The organism is Paenochrobactrum pullorum, assembly GCF_041929845.1.
Taxonomy (GTDB): domain Bacteria; phylum Pseudomonadota; class Alphaproteobacteria; order Rhizobiales; family Rhizobiaceae; genus Paenochrobactrum; species Paenochrobactrum pullorum.
The window spans coordinates 218192-238346 of record NZ_JBHEEH010000002.1; the positions used below are offsets into that span (position 1 = coordinate 218192).

Below are 20155 nucleotides of genomic sequence, written 5' to 3' on the forward strand. Positions count from 1 at the left end.
CGTTTCATCATTGGCTGGCCATCATGTATAATGAAAATTCTGAAGCTTTGTGATTTGTTGCAAATATAAGGCTGATGAAGAGACTGTAATATCAGAAGGGGCAGTATATGGATAAAGGTCCAGATGCTTTCAGGACAATCAGTGAAGTTGCTGATGATCTTGATTTGCCGCAGCATGTTTTGCGCTTTTGGGAAACGCGGTTTACACAGATCAAGCCTTTAAAACGCGGTGGCGGTCGTCGTTATTACCGCCCGCTCGACGTTGAATTGCTCAAAGGCATCCGTCATCTGCTTTATGATCAGGGCTATACGATTAAAGGCGTTCAGAAGCTTTTACGTGAAAATAATGTGCAGTTTATCATTGCACTCGGCAATGGTGATGTCGCTGCTATTGACGCGATTACCAAGCAAAAGCAATTAGATGCGAGCCGTCATGCCGAAGTGGACGGATTTGACGAATCATCGCTTCCATCCGGCATTAAAGCGCCGGCTGCACCGCGTAAATTATTTGGGTTGCTGAAGGGGGAGGAATCGGGGCCGGTGGGCGCTGATGATCGTCGTGCATCCAAAGATAATCGCAGCCTGTTACAGGAAGCCTTGTTTGATTTGCTGGAATGCAAACGTTTGCTTGATCAGGTGCGTTAAACAGATCACCTGATAAATCGGTGCCGGTGCTAGGTTAGCTATTGCGCCACAAAAAATGGCAGAGCACGCTGCTTGGTTAAGGTTAAGCATGGCTATCTTAAACTGGTAAGACGTGTATTTAAAGTTCTGAAACGGCCTTAAGCTTTGTTTGAAAGAACAGCTTGAGGCTATTTTTTTAAAGGTGATGAGCATGAGTGATGACGTTATTGTAAGAGATAGCAATGGTACGCAGATTTTGGAAGGTGATTCTGTTACCTTGATTAAAGATTTGAAAGTTAAAGGTACGTCTGAAACCATCAAGCGCGGTACATTGGTTAAAAATGTACGCCTGAACGGTAATCCGGGTGAAGTCGAATGCAATACCAAGCAGGTTAAAGGTTTGGTGCTGAAAACCGAGTTTTTGAAGAAAGCTTAAGCTTTTAAAAAACTATTTAAATAAAAAGAGCATTTGCGGTTTTCGCAAATGCTCTTTTTGTTATTTTACTGTCGAGTGGTTTTGAATTTTTCAGCTTTCACCAAAAATGGTGCGAAATGTTTTGGCCAAGGCTAAATCAAGATCATCCATCGTCACAGGAAGGCCAAGATCAACCAAACTGGTGACACCGTGCTCAGTAACGCCGCACGGGACAATGCCGTTGAAATTTTCCAATTCCGGCTCCACATTCAAAGCAATACCGTGAAAACTGACCCAACGGCGCAGGCGTATGCCGATGGCGGCAATTTTATCTTCCGACATGGCGCCATTGGCAAGGCGCGGCTTTTCAGGACGTGTGACCCAAACGCCGACGCGATCTTCGCGGCGCTCACCTTTGATATTGAACTCGGCTAATGTCTGAATGATCCATTCTTCGAGTGCCGCTACAAAGGCGCGCACATCTTCACGACGGCGTTTTAAATCCAGCATCACATAGACCACCCTCTGGCCGGGGCCATGATAGGTATATTCACCGCCGCGTCCGGTTTCATATACCGGAAAACGATCTGGGGTCAAAAGATCGGCTGCATTGGCACTGGTGCCGCTTGTGTAAAGTGGCGGGTGTTCTATCAACCAGACTAATTCAGGTGCGCTATTATCACGGATGTTTTTCACCCGTTCTTCCATGAATTTAAGCGCATATTCGTAATCTGTCAGTCCCTCTGTGACAAGCCATTCAACCGGACGGATATCGTCATTGGTGGCATGGAAATATGTATTAATATAGTCGCGGGAAAAATCAGACATAAAAAGCTCGGTTATGAATGCGGGGTATTGAACTTTATATATGGGCGTTCAAGCCGATTGATGCCAGACGGCAATTTGCCTCTGTTGGTGCAAATTGTGGCTGGCTCTTAAAAGATAAAGGCTGCGATTTGAAGCGCAGCCTCTTGTTTTCCTAATCAAATATTCTTTATTCGGCAGCTTCAATGCCGTTCATGTAGTTCGGGAACCAACCTTCATAGGCTGATTTCAGAGCATCGACAGAGGTTTTGCAAGCGTCCCCGAAGTTGAGCTCATCGCCACCGACAATACCGAGGATACGGAACGGAATGCCGGAACCTTCTGCATTGAGTGCCAAAAGATTGGCAGTTTCAGCAGACGTTGAAACAACATAACGCGCCTGATCTTCACCAAACATCAGTGCATGGCGTGCGCCTTCACCGATATCAAGCGTAGCACCTTTACCGGATTTGATTGCCATTTCAGCAACTGCCAGCGCCAGACCACCATCGGACAGATCGTGACAAGCGGTAACCTGACCGTTGCGGATGGCGGAGCGGACGAAATCACCGTTACGCTTTTCAATGCTCAAATCAACGGATGGAGGCGGGCCATCGGCACGGTCAAACAGATCGCGCAGGTAAATCGACTGGCCAAGATGGGTACCATCGCCACCGAGCAGGATCAGCACATCGCCATCCTGCATGCCGCCGATTTTAGCCATCTGCTTCCAATCAGGAATGAGGCCGACACCGGCAATGGTTGGCGTTGGTAAAATCGCCTGACCATTGGTTTCGTTATAAAGCGATACGTTACCCGAAACGATCGGGAAGGCGAGGCTACGGCATGCTTCGCCAATGCCTTCAATGGCTTTAACCAGCTGACCCATCACTTCAGGCTTTTCAGGATTGCCGAAATTGAGGTTGTCGGTGGAGGCCAAAGGCTCTGCGCCAACAGCGGTCAGGTTGCGCCAGCATTCTGCAACAGCCTGTTTACCGCCTTCAAACGGATCAGCTTCGCAATAGCGCGGCGTTACGTCTGACGAGAACGCGAGCGCCTTGGTTTCATGGCCGTCAATGCGGATAACACCGGCATCACCACCAGGGATTTGCAAAGAATTACCCTGAATGATGGTGTCGAATTGTTCGTAAACCCAGCGACGTGAAGACTGATCGGCAGAACCTACCAGTTTTAAAAGAGCGTCGGCATAATCTTCAACTTCCGGCACAGCGCTGGCTGCAAGCGGAGCATGGCGGCCTGGCTCTTTCCAAGGGCGATCATATTCAGGTGCTTCATCGCCGAGTTCTTTAATCGGCAGATTGGCAACTTCAACGCCCTGATGGATCACGCGGAAGCGCAGATCATCAGTGGTTTTACCAACAATAGCGAAATCCAGACCCCACTTGACGAAAATTGCTTCTGCTTCTTCTGCCTTTTCAGGTTTTAGAACCATCAGCATGCGTTCCTGACTTTCAGAAAGCATCATTTCGTAAGCGGTCATGTTTTCTTCGCGCACTGGCACATGATCAAGGATCAGTTCAATGCCGAGGTCGCCTTTGGCACCCATTTCAACAGCCGAACAGGTAAGGCCTGCTGCACCCATATCCTGAATAGCGATAACCGCACCGGATGCCATCAGCTCAAGGCAAGCTTCGAGCAGGCATTTTTCAGTAAACGGATCACCAACCTGAACGGTTGGGCGCTTTTCTTCGATGGTTTCATCGAATTCAGCTGATGCCATTGTCGCGCCGCCAACACCGTCACGACCGGTTTTTGCACCCAAATAAACAACCGGCAGGCCAACGCCTTCAGCCTTTGAGTAGAAGATTGCGTCGGTTTTAGCTAAGCCCGCAGCAAAAGCATTGACGAGGATATTGTCGTTGTAACGCTTGTCGAAATTAACCTCACCGCCAACAGTCGGCACGCCGAATGCGTTGCCGTAACCACCAATACCGGAAACAACGCCAGAGACGAGATGGCGGGTTTTTGGATGGGTTGGCTCACCAAAGCGCAGCGCATTCATGGCAGCAACGGGACGTGCACCCATGGTGAAGACGTCACGCAGAATACCGCCAACACCGGTCGCCGCACCCTGATAAGGCTCGATATAGGAAGGGTGGTTGTGGCTTTCCATCTTGAAGACGATGCAGTCGCCATCGCCGATATCAACAACACCGGCGTTTTCGCCAGGGCCTTGAATAACGCGCGGGCCAGTTGTCGGCAGCGTGCGCAGCCATTTCTTAGATGATTTATAAGAGCAGTGCTCATTCCACATGGCAGAGAAAATACCAAGCTCTGTATAGCTTGGCTCGCGACCAATAAGACCGAGGATGCGCTGATATTCATCCGGCTTCAGGCCGTGCGCTTCGATCAGTTCTGGCGTGATTGCCTGATTGTTTGTGATATTGGATGAGGAATTGGTCATGGAAACAGAAAACCCACCGAAAATCTAGTGTTTCAAGCGGCTTCTTTACCGCAAGATGAGGAGGAGTGCGAGTATAAAAAGCCTGAAGTTCAGGCTTTATCGCGGTTTATTCAGGAACATTGTTTTTGCCCTTCAGCCCAAAGCTTTACATCATGGGCAATTTTTGAACCGACAGGTTGCCCCATCATTGGCCCGAAAACTTCAATTTTGGCCGGATTGCCTTCCGCTTGCACAACGAGCAATGGGCGGGCAGTCGGATTTTTAACCGGCACTAATAAAAAACGTGGTCTTCCGGAGAAAGAATTAAGCTCTGCGGCCATCTTATAGGCGCGGAAATCTTTATCTTTTGACTTGAACCAGCAAGCTGTTGCGGACTGACTCATCATCTCCATTGTCGGCAAAGCTGGCTTGGACGAGTTAAGCATCAAAGGACCCGGTCCAGCCTGACGGGCTGACTGACATGATGATAAGAACAATAAAGCTGACAGACCCAAGGTTGTCGCGAGATTAAACTTTAACAAGTGCGCGCTCCGCCAGCTTATAAATTCTAGGCCAGTTGTGGTTTGAAGGCGACCAGACCATCCTGCATTTCGTTCCAGACGGTTGCGAGTGCATCATCTTGACGGGCATTGGCAGCATAGGCTTCAAACTTTGGATAATCATTAAAAAGCGTTGGGTAATTGCTGAGCTTTTTGATTGGTTCCAAGAAGAAACGGATCGGCAACAACCAGCAATCCGCAAGGGTTGCATGATCGCCCAAAGCATAGGCTTCACCGGTTAAACGCTCTTCAATAATGGCAAGGCCACGTTTGATGATCGCGATTTGCTCATCGATTTTTTGCTGATGATCGGCAGCATCGGCAGGCAATTTGAAAATGGTAAGTGCAGGTACAAACACTTCCAACTCGGCCATGCGCGCCAATAAGCGGACCAGTGCACGATCTTTGGGATCTTGTGGCAGCAGTGGTATTTCAGGGAATTTTTCTTCCAGATATTCGGCAATAATAATGGCTTCAAAAAGCGAAGTGCCGGAACCTGTGACGAACACTGGTACACGCTGTACCGGCGTAATATCAGCAATCTGCTCTTGAAACGGGTAAGGCAGATCAATCAGTTTGAGCGGAACATTTTTCAGATAAGCAGCCGCGCGCACTGCCGCCGCATAAGGAGAAAGAGGCCGGGAATAAAGTTTCATGGGTCGCAATCTCCTTGATGCTTAAGCGCTGTAATGGTGAGGTTTGATGCTCACTCAGTTTGAAACGAAAACAAGTTTATCTGTCCTGAAAGACAGTTTTGTCAATCAGGCAGCCAGTCCAAGGGCACCGGCAAACAATGCGCGTCCGTCGTCACCGCCGTGGGCTGCTTCGATCAGATTTTCCGGATGTGGCATCATGCCGAGCACATTGCCACGCTCGTTCATAATACCGGCAATATTATTGACGGAACCGTTCGGGTTCGTGCCTTCCGCATAACGGAACAGAACCTGACCATTATCTTCCAAGCGCTTCAATGTTTCCGCATCGGCAAAATAATTGCCATCATGATGGGCTACAGGGCAGCGAATGATCTGGCCTGCCTGATAGGCACGGGTAAAGACGGAAGTCGCATTGGCAACTTCGAGTTTCACTTCACGGCAGACAAATTTCAGCGATGTGTTGCGCATCAACGCACCTGGCAACAGACCTGCTTCAAGCAAAATCTGGAAACCATTGCAGACGCCCATAACTTTGACGCCTTTTTCAGCTTTTTCACGCACAGCCTGCATAACAGGCATACGCGCAGCAATAGCTCCGCAACGCAGATAGTCGCCGTAAGAAAAACCACCCGGAATGACGATCAGATCCACATCATCAGGGATGCTGGTATCCGTCTGCCAGACAGTGACAGGTGCCTGACCGGAGATTTTTGTTAAAGCGGCAATCATATCGCGGTCGCGATTGAGGCCCGGAAGGAGAATGACAGCGGATTTCATGACACCAATCGTCCTGTTGTTCATATAACAAAAGTGAAAAGATCAGCTTGATAACTTCCAAGAGATCTCATCAATGGTCAGAGAATAGTAATACTATAATCTTCGATGACGGTATTGGCGAGAAGCTTTTCGCACATTGCTTTGATATTGGCTTCGGCAGCAGCTTTGTCGGCGCCTTCCAGCTCAACATCAAAAACTTTGCCCTGACGAACAGAGTTGACGCCGTCAAAACCAAGGCTGCCCAATGCGCCAACAATTGCCTTGCCCTGAGGGTCGAGAACGCCGTTTTTCAATGTAACGGTGACACGTGCTTTGATCACTGTTTTATCCTGTAAAAAAAGATTGCCGTAAAAGCTGTTTTATAAATCACAGAGCCCGCCTGCAGGCAGACGGGCTTTGCGAAATTTTATTTCACCAGAACGGGGCCGGTCGGACGCGATGGCTCATTTTCATTCATGATGCCAAGGCGACGTGCCACTTCCTGATAGGCTTCAACCAAACCACCCATATCGCGGCGGAAACGGTCTTTGTCCATCTTGTCGTTGGTGTTGATGTCCCATAGACGCGCGGAATCAGGGGAGATTTCATCCGCAATGACAACACGCATCAGCTCGCCTTCAAAGAGGCGGCCGCATTCAATTTTGAAATCCACCAACTGGATACCGATGCCGAGAAACAGGCCGGTGAGGAAATCATTGACGCGGATTGCAAGCGTCATAATATCATCGAGTTCCTGAGGGGTAGCCCATCCGAAAGCGGTGATATGTTCCTCTGAGACCATCGGATCATCAAGTTCGTCGGCTTTATAGTAAAACTCGACAATGGAGCGTGGAAGAATAGTGCCTTCTTCAAGGCCGAGACGTTTTGCCAGCGAACCGGCAGCAACGTTACGGATCACAACTTCCAAAGGAATAATCTCGACTTCTTTGATCAATTGTTCACGCATATTGATGCGCTTGATGAAGTGGGTCGGGATATTGATCCGGTTCAAGAGCTGGAAAATATGTTCGGAAATGCGGTTGTTCAACACGCCCTTTCCGTCAATGACTTCGTGCTTCTTGTTGTTGAACGCGGTTGCGTCATCCTTGAAAAACTGGATGAGAGTACCTGGCTCAGGTCCTTCATAAAGAATCTTGGCCTTACCCTCGTATATACGGCGGCGACGGTTCATGGCTGTTCCCGGATATGGAAATCTGTGATGAGCGGGAGATAAGTTCCGCAGGGTACGCGGGCTAAGTATAACAATTAAGGGATTTTAACAATGGTGCATTGGGCTGTTTGTTAAAATTTAATGAATAAGCGGTGATCTGTCGCGTAAGATGACGCGATCCATACTATGATGCATTATATTCCATGCTACAAACGGGATGATTTCTTCTGTTTTTCGTCATCTATGGGGCAATATGTTTTTTAGTCTGTCCAAAATTATCTGGCTTTTTGTGCAGCCTTTGTCGGTGCTGCTTTTTTTATGCACTTTGATCATTGTTGCATTTTATTGCGGCTGGAAAATTCTGGCCGTTTCATTGGCAGTGCTTGCTTGCGTTATTATTATTTTATGTGGATTTACGACCTTGGGCGCGGTGCTTCTCAATCCTTTGGAAGAGCGGTTCCAGCGACCACAAAACTATCCTGATAAAATTGCAGGCATTATTGTCTTGGGTGGTTATATGAGTGGTGAAATTAATGCTGCACGTGGTGGGACAGAATTGAACAGTGCCGGCGACCGGATCATTGAAACCATGCGCCTTGCTAAAATCTATCCGGAGGCTAAAATTATCGTAACGGGCGGTGAGGGAACTTATTTTAGCCAGTCAAAGCCGGATGCAGATAGTACAAAGCAGCTTTTTGAAGCGTTTCAGATCGCCGATGATCATGTGGTATATGAGGCGAAATCCCGCAATACGGTTGAAAATGCTCTCTTTACCCGTGATTTGGTGCAGCCTAAGGGCGGCGAGCAATGGCTGCTGGTGACATCGGCTTTTCATATGCCGCGCTCTGTCGGCGTGTTTAGGAAAACGGGTTTTGATATTATTGCATGGCCGGTTGATTATAAAACCGTACCGGAAACGAAATTCCGTCTTTACTTCCAAAATGCCAATGAAGCCTTCGCGCGAACCTCAACTGCGCTGCATGAATGGTTGGGATTGGTGATCTATTGGTGGAAAGGAAAGACTGAAGAGCTCTTTCCCAAGCCGTGACAGGCATATTTTTGCCGCAAATTTTAAGGAAATGCTAATAAATAATATATCATTAAGGAGTTGTTTTTATACGATTTTTAATCGTCAATGTATTTTTTTGCATAGCTTGCGCCATATTTATGCCGCAAAGAAAGATTGCGTAAACGCAAAGCTAACCATATATCTGGTGGAGAATTCTCAATCAGCAGAAAAGATGCGATTATAAAATGGACGAAACAGTTCAAAAATCTTGCTGGGGCGTGACGCTCTGGGGCGTCGTGGCATTGTTTTCAGTTATTATTCTGGCTTATTTATTTTCAATTTAAGTTTTTTAAAAAACGGGTGATTGCAGCGCCCGTTTTTTCATGTCCATATTTTGGCGAATCGCTGGCGGATGTTGAATTTATTAATAAATGATAAATCTGTGAGTTTGCGGTTTGGATTGTCGCTTAGGGATTCTCAAATCATTAATAGTTCGTTACTTTAGTCCGGTAAGATTCGCTTCCACCAGCGAGAATATGGGATCGTTAAGATTATGGCACAGGCATCAAGCGCGGCTCGTGAGCCTTCAATGGAAGAAATCCTCGCTTCTATCCGTCGTATTATTGAGGATAGCGATGTGACCCGGCAAGTCTCTGCTGAAGAGGCGCCGGTTGAAAAGCCGATTATGCGTAATGAGCAGCCGGTGCGCGGTGAAGTTGCGCCTTTCCGGCGTCCTGCTGCCGAGGTGAGTGAGCCTGTTGTTTCGGCGCCGCCACGTAATTTTGAGCGTCCTTTATTGCAGGAAAAGGTAGCTGATACATCGGCATCTCATTCAGAGCCTGTCCGTAATTCCGTTATTTCCGCGGTTTCGGCAGCACTTGAAAATCCGGACGCTCCTGTTTTTGATACAAATATCAATCTGCGCGGCTCATTTGATGCCGAAGAAACGCATGCTGAATATGTGGCTGTAAAGCCGGTTCCGGCGAATGATGCAGCTGTCGCGGTTGATAGCCTGCAAGAGCCGGATGAACAAGCTGATCCTGCTTTGGTTTCCCAATCGGCTGTGCAGTCTTCATTGGAAGCGGAATCTGCTGATTTCAACATCAGAGAGAAAGTCGAAGAGAGCGTGGAAAACGATATTCAGAAGATTATCTCGGAAATGATGGAAAAGCAGCCGGAAGAACAAGAAAAACCTTCAGCCGCTTTGGCATCGGATGCGACCAAGCAGCAGGTAGCTGCTTCTTTTGACCAATTGTCGGAAGCGGTTCGTCAGGAACGCATCCGCTCATTGGAAGAGCAGGCAGAAGCGCTGTTACGTCCGATGCTGCAAAATTGGCTTGATGAAAATCTGCCGTCCATGGTCGAGCGCTTGGTGCGTGAGGAAATCGAACGGATGGTGCGCGGCGAACAACTCTGATTGGAACTAATTAAGTTGGAATGCGATGATCCCGTCATTATATATGGCGGGATTATTGTTTTTTGACACAAAACCCATGGCGGTTTAAGAGATCAATCAAAGTGACTCTCATTTAGACTTTATTATTGAGTGAAGGCGGCGAACTGCTGGATTAATCTTCATTCTTTGCACAACGACCGGACAGTTTGATGCTAGAAAAAACATATGATGCAGCGGCAACAGAGCCGAAAATTGCTGAGCGATGGGAAGAGGCAGGCGCATTTAAAGCGGGTGCCGGTGCTAAAGAGGGTGCCGAGCCATTTACAATCGTTATTCCGCCGCCAAATGTCACCGGTTCTTTGCATATGGGCCATGCGCTGAACAATACGATTCAGGATATTCTGGTTCGTTTTGAACGTATGCGCGGCAAAAACGTGCTGTGGCAGCCGGGCTTTGACCATGCCGGTATTGCAACGCAGATGGTTGTCGAGCGTCAGCTGGCCGAGCGTAAAGAGCCAAACCGTCATGCGATGGGGCGTGAGAAATTCGTCGAACGCATCTGGCAGTGGAAAAGTGAATCCGGTGGCATGATTTCCAATCAGCTGCGCCGTCTTGGTGCATCTTGCGATTGGTCACGTGAACGTTTTACCATGGATGAAGGTCTGTCCAAGGCGGTTTTGGAAGTGTTTGTAACACTTCACCGCGAAGGTTTGATTTATAAAGACAAACGTTTGGTCAATTGGGATCCGAAATTGCTGACCGCGATTTCCGATATTGAAGTTGAGCAGCGTGAACTTAAGGGCAATCTCTGGCACTTCCGCTATCCGCTGGAAGGTGTGACCTTTAACGCAGAAGACCCAAGCACTTATATCGTTGTTGCCACCACACGCCCTGAAACCATGCTGGGTGATAGTGGTGTTGCGGTTAATCCGGAAGATGAGCGCTATCAGGCACGTATCGGCAAGTCCGTTATTCTCCCGCTGGTTGGCCGTGCAATTCCGATTGTTGGTGATGATTATGCGGATCCGGAAGCTGGTTCCGGTGCGGTTAAAATCACGCCTGCTCATGATTTCAATGATGCGGAAGTTGGCAAGCGTAATAATCTGCGCCAAATAAATATTATGGCGCCGGATGCCACCATCTGCCTGAAAGACAATGAAGATTTTCTGGAAGGCGTGGCTGCAAGTGCCGAGCTTGATGCATTGATTACCGAGCTTGATGGTCAGGACAGATTTGCTGCTCGCAAAGCCATTGTCACCAAGATGGAAGAGGGTGGTTATCTCGAGAAAATCGAAGATCACATCCATATGGTTCCGCATGGTGACCGTGGCGGCGTGCCGATTGAACCGCTATTGACCGACCAGTGGTACGTTAATGCTGCTGAAATGGCCAAGCCTGCCATCGACAGCGTTCGTGAAGGACGCACTGCGATCGTACCAAAGACATGGGAAAAAACCTATTATGACTGGATGGATAATATTCAGCCGTGGTGTATTTCCCGCCAATTGTGGTGGGGGCACCAGATCCCAGCCTGGTATGGTCCAGATGGTGAGATTTTCGTCGAGAAAAGCGAAGCTGAAGCTTTGGCTTCAGCCGAAAAACATTATGGCAAGCCGACAGAACTGACCCGTGATCCTGATGTTCTGGATACATGGTTCTCTTCTGCGTTGTGGCCGTTCTCGACGCTTGGCTGGCCTGACAAAACACCGGAACTCGCCACCTATTACCAAACAGATGTTCTGGTAACGGGTTTTGACATTATCTTCTTCTGGGTCGCCAGAATGATGATGATGGGCCTTCATTTCATGCATGAAGAGCCGTTCCATACTGTTTATGTTCACGCGCTGGTGCGTGATAAAAACGGTGCGAAAATGTCGAAGTCGAAGGGCAACGTCATTGATCCGCTGGAACTGATTGAAGAATATGGTGCTGATGCGCTGCGCTTTACGCTGGCTATTATGGCCGCACAGGGACGTGACGTGAAGCTCGATCCAGCACGTATTGCCGGTTACCGTAATTTTGGCACCAAGCTTTGGAATGCGACCCGTTTTGCGCAGATGAACGGCGTGAAACGCGATCCGAATTTCAAGCCGGAACAGGCAAAACTGGCGGTTAACCGCTGGATTTTGACCGAGCTGACTGAAGCCTCAAACGCGATCACTGCCGGCATTACCAGTTACCGCTTCAATGAAGCAGCGTCTGCTGCCTACCGTTTTGTCTGGAACCAGTTCTGTGACTGGTATCTGGAATTGCTTAAACCCATTTTCATGGGCGATGATGAAGCAGAAAAAGCGGAAGCACAGGCATGTGCGGCTTATTGCTTGGACGAAATCTATCGTTTGTTGCATCCGTTTATGCCGTTTATGACCGAAGAGCTTTGGGATCTGACCGCTGGTGAAGGCGAAAAGCGTGAAAGCGTTTTGGCTTTGGCTCGGTGGCCTGAATTGTCCTTTGAGGATAATGACGCTGCCACAGACGTGAATTGGTTGATTGACCTGGTCAATGGTATTCGTTCGGTTCGCTCTGAAATGAACGTACCGCCATCAGCCAAAGCACCTTTGATCGTGTTGGAAGCAAATGCTCAAACCAAAGAGCGTTTTGAGCGTCATGATGCGGCGATCAAGCGTCTGGCGCGGGTGGAAAATGTTGAATTTTCCGATGCAGCGCCAAAAGGTTCGGCGCAGCTGGTTATCGGCGAAGCAACAGCATGTATGCCGCTTGGCAGCTTGATTGACCTGAGTGCAGAAACTGCACGTCTGAGCAAGGAAGCAGGCAAGATTGATGCAGAAATGCAGAAGATCAATGCCAAGCTTTCGAATGAGAAATTTGTTGCCAATGCGCGCGAAGATGTTGTGGCGGCAGAGCGTGCGCGTCTTGTTGAATTGCAGGAAGCGGCTGAAAAAGTGGCACTGGCGCAGAAGCGTATTCAGGAAGCCGGTTAAGCTCATCTGAGACTTTTAAAGCCCGCGATGTAATTTTTATAAAATTGCATCGCGGGCTTTTTTGTGTGCAAATTTGGGTTTGGCATTTAATTTATTGTTTTAATTGTGTGATTTATTGCCTCATCTACAACTAAAGTTTGAAAGTCTTTTGACTATCATTCATGGTGTGCTGGGGATTTATGAAAACATGCATGTTACGAAATAGGACCGCAGGGGACAAATGCGCTTGATAACAACAAAGGCTGCAAAGATTTCGTGCGTTTTGACTGCTGCACTTATAGGCGGCACATTCTATGCGCAAGCGGGTGGTTTTGAGCGCAGTTCGCAGGATTTTGATATTCTGTTTGAAGAAGGCAATCTGGCTGAAAGTGGCGTAACCTATGTGATGCCACAGCGTAAACTTAAAAATATTCGCCAGATTGCGCCTGATTTACAGTCGGTGACTGTCGCCAAAGATAATGTCAATGAAGGAAAATCTTATTGGGTTCCGAAAGTTTCAGCACGTTTTCAACTCAATGATGATTTGGCTTGTGCCGCACAATATCGCCGTCCTTGGGGTATCGTTATGGATGTTGGTACGGATACTTTGCGCGCTTATAGTTCAATTGAACAAGAAATTTCATCACATGATTTTGGTTTGAACTGTTCTTACCGACTCGCGGTAGGTGAGAAGGGCTTTGTCCGTTTGCTTGGTGGCTTAAGTTATCAGGAGTTGAGTGGTTATCAAACAAAACTGTTGCCAAATCAGTCAATTGCTACTTTGGATGTCGATGGACGTGGTTACGGGTGGCGATTGGGCGCGGCTTATGAGGTGCCGGAAATCGCATTGCGTGGCAGTGTCGTTTATCAATCGAAGGTCAAATATGATTTGAACGGAACGATTGCGGGCGTCATACCAACAATGGCGCTTGATGTCGGTTCCGATGTCAGTCTGCCGCAATCTGTTGAATTTAAATTTCAAACCGGCATTGCGCCTGATTGGGTGGCGCTGGCGTCGGTGAAATGGACAGATTGGAAAAGCATCCAAGTGGTGCCTTTCACGCTGAGTGATGATGTTCCGGCATTCGGATTGCTGAAAGGAAGGGTCATGAGTTCCCTTGACCTTTATTTCCGCGATGGCTGGACGGTAAGTGGCGGTGTCGCGCATAAATTTAATGATCATTGGTCGGGTGCTGCCACTTTAACGTGGGATAGGGGAACCTCGACCGGATGGACATCACAGACCGATGTCTGGTTATTGGGTGCGGGAGCCAATTATAAAGTCACAGATCATTTTGATATCAAGCTTTCCGGTGCGCTTGGTTTGTTACGATCAGGTGAATTTCACGATAAGGTCAGTACCAGTGATTTTGGTACGGATTTAGTAAAAGCTTTTTCCGTGGCAGTTAAGCTGAAACTTTAAAAGAAAACACTCTGCACAAAAAAAAGCCTCCGGTTTCATCAACCGGAGGCTTTTTTGTGCGCTGAAGCAAAATTTATTGTGCAGGCTTTGGCTCTTCTGACGCAGGAGCGGCAGCTTTTGCTTGTTCGGCAAGCGTTTCACCAACGCCAACAGCCAGATCGCGGGCAATACCATTTTGCCAGATGCCTGCTGCTTTGATCACTTCACGGGTGACGATCGGGCCTTCAGCAATCAGCTTCTTGCCGCTTTCTGAATTATAGAAAGTTGCAATGGCTTCAAGATCAGCTTGCGAGAAAGAATTTGCATAGGCGCGTGCAGCTTCTGTTTCCAGATCGGCGCGACGTGCAGCCAATGCAATCGCCTTATCATCAACAGTTTTGGTGATCAGTTCTTCAAGATTCGGATCTTTCTGAATCAGTTCAGCTTTCAGCGATGCTGCAGCCTGAGGCAGAATGGCATCGAACTGCTCTGTCGCGCCAATGGCGGCAATTGCAGAACGTGCAGCATTGAGATGGGCTTCTGAAACGTCCTGAGCATTTGCGCCTTGCAAACCAGCCAGAATACCAAGCGCAGCCAGTGGCGCTATCAGACGGTGTAAGCCTGTTGTCTTGGTCATAAGGTCGTCACTCCGTAATTTAATTTTTAGACGGTTTAATTGTCCGGATACCATCAGCGCCCGCTATAATAGTGGTTTCCGAAAGTCCGATGAAAAGTCCGTGCTCTACAACACCCGGAATGGCGAAGAGAGCGTCTGATAATGCTTTTGAATCGGGAATGCGGCTAAAAGATGCATCAATGATGTAATGACCGCCATCAGTCACAAAAGTTTTTCCGTCTTGTTGACGAAGAACCAATTCGCCGCTCAAACCGAGGCTGTCGGCTGCTTTTTGGATGGCAAGTTTAGTGGCGCCAAGACCAAAAATATTGACTTCAATCGGCAGAGGAAAACGTCCCAATGTGTCAACCAGCTTGCTCTCGTCGGCAATAACAATCATTGCATCGGAGGCTGCAGCCACGATCTTTTCGCGCAGCAATGCACCGCCGCCGCCTTTGATAAGGGTAAGGGCCGCGTCAACTTCATCCGCACCATCAATGGTGAGATCAAGATGTGGCGTTTCTTCCAAGGTGGTGAGCGGAATATTCAACTCTTTGCAAAGTGCAGCAGTGCGCTCTGAAGTTGGCACGCCGATGACTTTAAATCCGTTGGCGGTTTTTTCACCCAGCAGACGAACGAATTCTTCTGCGGTTGAACCCGTGCCGATTCCAAGACGCATGCCATCTTTGACATGTGTCAAAGCTTCTGCTGCGGCCGCGATCTTAAGTCGACGGGCTTCATCCATAGTTACATTCCTCTTGAGAGCGGCTCTTTATAAAAGCCGTAAGGATTCTCGATATTTTGAACCTTACATTTAGCATGGACTGATCAAGACACAAAAGCACATATTCACTTTGTTTTGAAAATGCGCGGCGAAGATTGAGAAAATTTGAGTGTATTTTGCAAGAAAACATGTGAATTTTTTAAAAATCAAAACGAAAACCGTATTTTGTCATTTTATTTGCCAACATCAGGTAATGGGAACGAATCCGGCTTGAGAGCAGGGCGTTCATCGGCTAGGCATAGAAATGAATTTGATCACCGTTATCGGATATATGAATGTTGAAACCTATAATAGTCTTTGACCTTGACGGCACTCTTGTCGACACGGCAACAGATCTTCTGGAAAGTCTCAATCATTGTCTTGATGTGGGAGGATTACAACAAGCTGATCCTGTTTCACTGCGTCGCTATGTTGGTTTGGGCGCACGGGTGATGATCGAGCGCGCTTATCAGGCGCAGCAAAAACAATTGAAATCCGATGAGCTGGATCAGTTGGTTGCAGTTTTTCTGGAGCATTACGCATATAATATGCCCGGTAAGGCCAGAATTTTTGATGGCGCAATCGAAGCGCTGGATCGTTTTGCCAGCCGCGGCTATCTTTTGGCAATCTGTACCAATAAATTTGAAGGGCTGGCTGTCAAATTATTGGATGGTCTCAATTTGTCTGACCGTTTCGGTGCCATCAGCGGCTCCGACAGTTTTGCTTTCCGCAAACCGGATCCGCGCCACTTGACGCAGACCATTGCCGCTGCCGGTGGCGATGCCGACCGTGCGGTGATGATTGGTGACAGCCGCACCGATATTGATACGGCAAAGGCAGCGGGTATTCCTGTTGTAGCAGTGGATTTTGGTTATACGGATGTGCCGGTTAATGTTTTGGGCCCAAGCCGGATTATTTCCCATTATGACGAATTGACCATCTCAATGGTCGAGCAGCTGACTGGTGCGGTGATGCCGCGCCTCTAATACACTTGGAACAAGATTCAGCCTGATTGTTTGAACAGGCATAAAAAAGAGGCGCTCGAAGCGCCTCTTTTTTGATTGAAGAAATACAAGCTTATTTGCCGGCTTTGGCTTTATCCTGCTCGGCCTTCATCTTGGCTTCAAATTCTTTCTGACGCTTTTGAACTGCATCCTGCAATTCTTTCTGGCGTTCTTCCAGTTCGTTCTGCTGCAGGCCGGGGCCCGTCAATGCATCGGAGAAGCCTGTCAGCGAAACAGAAATCGGGTTAGGCTGGTTCTGGAAGTTGACCGAGGTCAGAACCATTTTGCCGCCTTTTTTGAATGAATTTACCAATTCATCTGTCAAAGGTGCTTCAGCGATACAACGATCCGGGAAGCAGATGCCGTATTCGACTTTAACTGCTTTGTTGTTGTCGATCTGGAGGCCTACGCCTGCAGGAATCAGACGACCGGTCGGAACGGAAACCTGAAAGATTTTGCGGTTAATCTTACCTTTGATTTCGATCAGATTAACGGCGGTCAGCAGCTGGCCGGAATTGGCGGTTACGATATTCTGCGTGTTGCAGATATCGTTGTCTTCCTGCTTGGAGCATACTTTAAACCAGCCTTCAGGCGGCTGCTGGGCAGAGGCCGGGATGGATGAAGCTGCAAGCAAAGCGAACACGCCAGCCAGTGCAGATGAGGCCGCGATCGTCTTTTTGCTGGACATGATCAACAGGTTCCTTTCAATGCTTTTGTTTTGGGCTTTAATCCCGATTACCCTTTGTTAGGGCGGTCAGCTACTGCTTAAACATCTGCAAACTCAATTGTTTAAAAATGCGGCGAGAGCGTGACCAATATGCTTAATGTTGTGTTACACTGACTTTTCGGTGTAATCCAGTGGCGCTTTAAGCACAATTCATTGCAATTGTTAAAAAAAACACATTCCTTGGCGAATGTCACTCTATTGACACGCTTTATAAAGATCAAAAGCCTTAATTTAGGGCTGATTGTTTACGAATCGTTCCGATTGAAAATATTTTACGGAGCTCATGTCGGGTGAATTTGAGGATAATGAAAACGCTAACCTATTCCGCTTTGCTGACGGCGGCTATGTCATTGAATTTGACTTCGTTTACATGGGCTGAGCCAACCCACTCACTTGCCATGCATGGCACGGCTGCACTGCCTGCCGATTATCAGTATTTTCCTTATGTAAATCCGGATGCGCCGAAAGGCGGGCAGGTGCGCTACGGGGTTGTCGGTACATTCGATAGTCTTAATCCGTTTGTCTTGAAAAGTATGCGCACCACTGCACGCGGATTGTTTATGGACGGCGATTTCGGCAATCTTGTCTATGAAAGTCTGATGCAGCGCTCGCGCGATGAAGCTTTTGCGCTTTACGGATTGCTGGCTGAAAAAGTTGAAAGTGATGAAGATCGCCATTGGGTTGAATTTACACTGAATCCCTTGGCCAAATGGTCGGACGGTGAGCCTGTCACCATTGAGGATGTCATCTTTACCTATGAGCTGCTCACTGAAAAAGGCCGCCCGCCTTATAGCAGCCGTATGAGTCGCATCGAGAAAATTGAAAAAACCGGCGAGCGTAAAGTGCGCTTCACCTTCAATGATCAGTCGGATCGTGAATTTCCGTTGCTGATTGCGTCCACGATGCCGGTTTTGCCCAAACATGCCATTGATGTGGACAGTTTCGGCAACGCTTCCTTAAAAGCGCCGGTTGGCAGCGGACCTTATAAAGTGGCGCGCGTTTCACCTGGACAATCAATTCTTTATGAACGCAATGATGATTATTGGGCGAAAGATCTTCCCGTCAAGCGCGGCTTTGATAATTTCGACAAAATAAGCATTGAATATTTCCGCAACGAAACGGCAATGTTCGAAGCTTTTAAAAAAGGTGTGGTGGATGTTTTTCTGGAGGGCAATCCGACCCGATGGCAGACATCTTATAATTTCCCTGCGGTTAAGGACGGACGCATTATCAAGGCAGGCTTTAGCCGTGGTATTCCGGTTAATCTGTTGGGCTTTACTTTTAATACCAGGCGCGAAATTTTTGCCGACAGCCAAGTGCGCCACGCCATAAGCCTGTTGTTTGATTTTGAATGGGCTAACCGCAGCCTGTTTTCCGATCAATATAAACGTACGGAAGGCTATTGGTTCGGTTCCAATCTTTCGGCGGTGGGTATAAAGGCGGATGAGCGCGAGCGGTCATTATTGGCGCCTTTCCCCAATGCCGTGCGCAGTGATGTGATGGAGGGGAAATGGCATGCGTCGAGAACCGATGGCAGTGGTCATGATCGCAAATTAGTGCGCGAAGCGATGCGATTGCTTAAACAGGCCGGTTTCCGTTTTGAAAAAGGTAAGGCCATTGGCAAAGATGGCAAGCCCTTCGAATTTGAAATCATGACCCGTTCGGTGGACGAGGAAAAAGTCTCGCTTGCCTTTAAACGTAATCTGGAGCGTCTTGGCATTGAAGTGAGTGTGCGAACTGTTGATGATGCGCAATACCAGCATCGTATGCAGACCTATGATTATGATATGATGCTTGGCGCATTGACCGGAACGCTTTCACCCGGCAATGAACAATGGAACCGATGGGGGAGTGCATCGCGTGATGCACAGGGCAGTTTCAATTATGCAGGTGCTGCCGATCCGGCGATTGATGCGATGATTGAGGCAATGCTTGCCGCGCGAAGTCAGGAAGATTTTGTCAGTGCGGTGCGTGCGATGGATCGGGTGCTGATTTCCGGTGATTATTATGTGCCGCTTTATCATCTGCCGCAGCAATGGCTGGCGCATTGGGGGCGGGTAAAATATCCTGAAAAGACATCGCTGTTTGGTTATCAGCTACCTACCTGGTGGGCTGAGGATGCAACCAAATAAAACCAGAATTTAAATAGGCCTGAAGACTATGTTCTTCAGGCCTTTTTTGATTGATTAGCCGGCAATCAGCGATTTAACACCGTCTGCCACAAATTGCACCGCAAGGGCTGCCAGAATGACACCGAGGAGGCGGGTGAGGATCGAGCGACCGGTTTCGCCTAAGAAACGGTCAACACGCTCGGCCAGCAAAAGCGTGACATAAGTAATTGCCATACAGGCCAGAATGACCACAATGAGCATGGAGCGCTCAACGGGCGCATGAAAACCGTCGGAGAGGAGGATCACCGCCGAAATCGCACCGGGGCCCGCAATCAGCGGAATGGCAAGCGGGAAGGCGGCGATATTGTGGATATGATCTTTGGTGATAGCGACTTCAGCACTTTTCTCTTTGCGCTCGGTGCGTTTCTCAAAAATCATTTCAAACGCAATCCAGAACAGGAGCAAACCACCGGCCACGCGGAAGGCACCGATACTGATGCCGAACAGGCTCATTATTTGCGCGCCCGCAATGGCGAAGATGGTGAGCAGAATAAAACCGATGATGGTGGCGCGTTTGGCAACCTGATTGCGTGCCTGACGGTTCATGCCCGGTGTGAGTGCTAAAAACAATGGTGCCAGGCCGGGAGGGTCAATTGTTACAAGCAGTGTGACCAGAGCACTCAAAATTGTATCAATGAAACCCATGGGGTTTTAGTCCTCCGGTTGAATTTGCGACTCAAATTGTTGTAAGAACATTAATCTAGCTTAGTTGCCGCCGCAGGTCGATGAGCCGAGCTTTCGACTATGGAATGAAGTT

The 20155-nt window shown here is 48.2% G+C and carries 19 protein-coding genes; 8 read left to right on the top strand and 11 right to left on the bottom strand.

The window, feature by feature from the left end; translation table 11 throughout:
* Nucleotides 1-107 precede the first annotated feature (107 nt).
* Complete coding sequence (locus tag JNC77_RS07255) at nt 108-644, top strand: MerR family transcriptional regulator (RefSeq protein WP_374830930.1); 537 nt, start codon at nt 108-110, stop codon at nt 642-644.
* 190 nt (nt 645-834) lie between these two features.
* Nucleotides 835-1059, top strand: a complete 225-nt coding sequence (locus JNC77_RS07260) for an alkylphosphonate utilization protein (RefSeq protein WP_374830932.1) — start codon at nt 835-837, stop codon at nt 1057-1059.
* A gap of 90 nt (nt 1060-1149) precedes the next feature.
* Here the strand turns inward: JNC77_RS07260 and lipB are convergent, their stop codons facing one another.
* From lipB to purC, 7 genes are all read right to left on the bottom strand, one after another.
* Nucleotides 1150-1866 (bottom strand): lipoyl(octanoyl) transferase LipB, encoded by a 717-nt coding sequence (gene lipB / locus JNC77_RS07265; protein ID WP_374830934.1) that lies wholly within the window; start codon nt 1864-1866, stop codon nt 1150-1152.
* Nucleotides 1867-2032: 166 nt separating this feature from the next.
* Nucleotides 2033-4267 carry a phosphoribosylformylglycinamidine synthase subunit PurL gene (purL, locus tag JNC77_RS07270; RefSeq protein WP_374830936.1) on the bottom strand — a complete coding sequence of 745 codons (2235 nt, stop codon included), beginning with the start codon at nt 4265-4267 and terminating at the stop codon, nt 2033-2035.
* A 110-nt stretch (nt 4268-4377) separates the two neighbouring features.
* Complete coding sequence (locus tag JNC77_RS07275; RefSeq protein ID WP_374830938.1) at nt 4378-4788, bottom strand: hypothetical protein; 411 nt, start codon at nt 4786-4788, stop codon at nt 4378-4380.
* Between the two features lie 26 nt (nt 4789-4814).
* Nucleotides 4815-5462: a glutathione S-transferase family protein gene (locus tag JNC77_RS07280; protein WP_374830940.1), complete on the bottom strand. Its 648-nt coding sequence runs from the start codon at nt 5460-5462 to the stop codon at nt 4815-4817.
* 105 nt (nt 5463-5567) lie between these two features.
* Nucleotides 5568-6239, bottom strand: coding sequence for a phosphoribosylformylglycinamidine synthase subunit PurQ (purQ, locus tag JNC77_RS07285; RefSeq protein ID WP_374830942.1), 672 nt, complete (start codon nt 6237-6239; stop codon nt 5568-5570).
* A gap of 77 nt (nt 6240-6316) precedes the next feature.
* Nucleotides 6317-6559: a phosphoribosylformylglycinamidine synthase subunit PurS gene (purS, locus tag JNC77_RS07290; protein ID WP_374830944.1), complete on the bottom strand. Its 243-nt coding sequence runs from the start codon at nt 6557-6559 to the stop codon at nt 6317-6319.
* An 86-nt stretch (nt 6560-6645) separates the two neighbouring features.
* Complete coding sequence (purC, locus tag JNC77_RS07295) at nt 6646-7410, bottom strand: phosphoribosylaminoimidazolesuccinocarboxamide synthase (protein WP_374830946.1); 765 nt, start codon at nt 7408-7410, stop codon at nt 6646-6648.
* 232 nt (nt 7411-7642) lie between these two features.
* On the opposite strand from purC, the gene JNC77_RS07300 reads away from it, so the two are divergent.
* The 4 genes from JNC77_RS07300 (at nt 7643) to JNC77_RS07315 (ending at nt 14138) form a co-directional block, all read left to right on the top strand.
* Nucleotides 7643-8437 carry a YdcF family protein gene (locus JNC77_RS07300; RefSeq protein WP_374830948.1) on the top strand — a complete coding sequence of 265 codons (795 nt, stop codon included), beginning with the start codon at nt 7643-7645 and terminating at the stop codon, nt 8435-8437.
* Nucleotides 8438-8951: 514 nt separating this feature from the next.
* Nucleotides 8952-9815: a PopZ family protein gene (locus JNC77_RS07305; RefSeq protein WP_374830950.1), complete on the top strand. Its 864-nt coding sequence runs from the start codon at nt 8952-8954 to the stop codon at nt 9813-9815.
* A 188-nt stretch (nt 9816-10003) separates the two neighbouring features.
* Nucleotides 10004-12736 (top strand): valine--tRNA ligase, encoded by a 2733-nt coding sequence (locus tag JNC77_RS07310; protein ID WP_374830952.1) that lies wholly within the window; start codon nt 10004-10006, stop codon nt 12734-12736.
* A 220-nt stretch (nt 12737-12956) separates the two neighbouring features.
* Complete coding sequence (locus JNC77_RS07315; protein ID WP_374830954.1) at nt 12957-14138, top strand: OmpP1/FadL family transporter; 1182 nt, start codon at nt 12957-12959, stop codon at nt 14136-14138.
* Nucleotides 14139-14211: 73 nt separating this feature from the next.
* Here JNC77_RS07315 and JNC77_RS07320 read toward each other — a convergent pair whose 3' ends face one another.
* Together JNC77_RS07320 and rpiA are read right to left on the bottom strand one after the other, a co-directional pair.
* On the bottom strand, nt 14212-14754 hold the full coding sequence (locus JNC77_RS07320) for a DUF2059 domain-containing protein (RefSeq protein ID WP_374830956.1): 543 nt from the start codon (nt 14752-14754) through the stop codon (nt 14212-14214).
* A gap of 19 nt (nt 14755-14773) precedes the next feature.
* Nucleotides 14774-15478, bottom strand: a complete 705-nt coding sequence (rpiA, locus tag JNC77_RS07325; RefSeq protein ID WP_374830958.1) for a ribose-5-phosphate isomerase RpiA — start codon at nt 15476-15478, stop codon at nt 14774-14776.
* A 314-nt stretch (nt 15479-15792) separates the two neighbouring features.
* Between rpiA and JNC77_RS07330 the strand changes: the two genes are divergently transcribed.
* Entirely contained in the window at nt 15793-16482 is a 690-nt protein-coding gene (locus tag JNC77_RS07330; RefSeq protein ID WP_374830960.1) for an HAD-IA family hydrolase, read from the top strand.
* A 91-nt stretch (nt 16483-16573) separates the two neighbouring features.
* Here the strand turns inward: JNC77_RS07330 and JNC77_RS07335 are convergent, their stop codons facing one another.
* Nucleotides 16574-17188 (bottom strand): invasion associated locus B family protein, encoded by a 615-nt coding sequence (locus JNC77_RS07335; protein ID WP_374830962.1) that lies wholly within the window; start codon nt 17186-17188, stop codon nt 16574-16576.
* A 383-nt stretch (nt 17189-17571) separates the two neighbouring features.
* Here JNC77_RS07335 and JNC77_RS07340 point away from each other — a divergent pair, with 383 nt between their 5' ends.
* On the top strand, nt 17572-19359 hold the full coding sequence (locus JNC77_RS07340; RefSeq protein WP_374831147.1) for an extracellular solute-binding protein: 1788 nt from the start codon (nt 17572-17574) through the stop codon (nt 19357-19359).
* A 54-nt stretch (nt 19360-19413) separates the two neighbouring features.
* Here the strand turns inward: JNC77_RS07340 and JNC77_RS07345 are convergent, their stop codons facing one another.
* Nucleotides 19414-20043 carry a MarC family protein gene (locus tag JNC77_RS07345; protein WP_374830964.1) on the bottom strand — a complete coding sequence of 210 codons (630 nt, stop codon included), beginning with the start codon at nt 20041-20043 and terminating at the stop codon, nt 19414-19416.
* Nucleotides 20044-20155: the final 112 nt, after the last annotated feature.

Bases quoted from the DNA above. Each gene is read 5' to 3' on its own strand.
- JNC77_RS07305 (WP_374830950.1), top strand. From the start codon at position 8,952: ATGGCACAGGCATCAAGCGCGGCTCGTGAGCCTTCAATGGAAGAAATC.
- purQ (WP_374830942.1), bottom strand. From the start codon at position 6,239: ATGAAATCCGCTGTCATTCTCCTTCCGGGCCTCAATCGCGACCGCGAT.
- JNC77_RS07260 (WP_374830932.1), top strand. From the start codon at position 835: ATGAGTGATGACGTTATTGTAAGAGATAGCAATGGTACGCAGATTTTG.
- JNC77_RS07320 (WP_374830956.1), bottom strand. From the start codon at position 14,754: ATGACCAAGACAACAGGCTTACACCGTCTGATAGCGCCACTGGCTGCG.
- lipB (WP_374830934.1), bottom strand. From the start codon at position 1,866: ATGTCTGATTTTTCCCGCGACTATATTAATACATATTTCCATGCCACC.
- JNC77_RS07300 (WP_374830948.1), top strand. From the start codon at position 7,643: ATGTTTTTTAGTCTGTCCAAAATTATCTGGCTTTTTGTGCAGCCTTTG.
- JNC77_RS07345 (WP_374830964.1), bottom strand. From the start codon at position 20,043: ATGGGTTTCATTGATACAATTTTGAGTGCTCTGGTCACACTGCTTGTA.
- JNC77_RS07340 (WP_374831147.1), top strand. From the start codon at position 17,572: ATGTCATTGAATTTGACTTCGTTTACATGGGCTGAGCCAACCCACTCA.
- JNC77_RS07335 (WP_374830962.1), bottom strand. From the start codon at position 17,188: ATGTCCAGCAAAAAGACGATCGCGGCCTCATCTGCACTGGCTGGCGTG.
- JNC77_RS07255 (WP_374830930.1), top strand. From the start codon at position 108: ATGGATAAAGGTCCAGATGCTTTCAGGACAATCAGTGAAGTTGCTGAT.
- JNC77_RS07280 (WP_374830940.1), bottom strand. From the start codon at position 5,462: ATGAAACTTTATTCCCGGCCTCTTTCTCCTTATGCGGCGGCAGTGCGC.
- rpiA (WP_374830958.1), bottom strand. From the start codon at position 15,478: ATGGATGAAGCCCGTCGACTTAAGATCGCGGCCGCAGCAGAAGCTTTG.
- purC (WP_374830946.1), bottom strand. From the start codon at position 7,410: ATGAACCGTCGCCGCCGTATATACGAGGGTAAGGCCAAGATTCTTTAT.
- JNC77_RS07310 (WP_374830952.1), top strand. From the start codon at position 10,004: ATGCTAGAAAAAACATATGATGCAGCGGCAACAGAGCCGAAAATTGCT.
- JNC77_RS07315 (WP_374830954.1), top strand. From the start codon at position 12,957: ATGCGCTTGATAACAACAAAGGCTGCAAAGATTTCGTGCGTTTTGACT.
- JNC77_RS07330 (WP_374830960.1), top strand. From the start codon at position 15,793: ATGTTGAAACCTATAATAGTCTTTGACCTTGACGGCACTCTTGTCGAC.
- purL (WP_374830936.1), bottom strand. From the start codon at position 4,267: ATGACCAATTCCTCATCCAATATCACAAACAATCAGGCAATCACGCCA.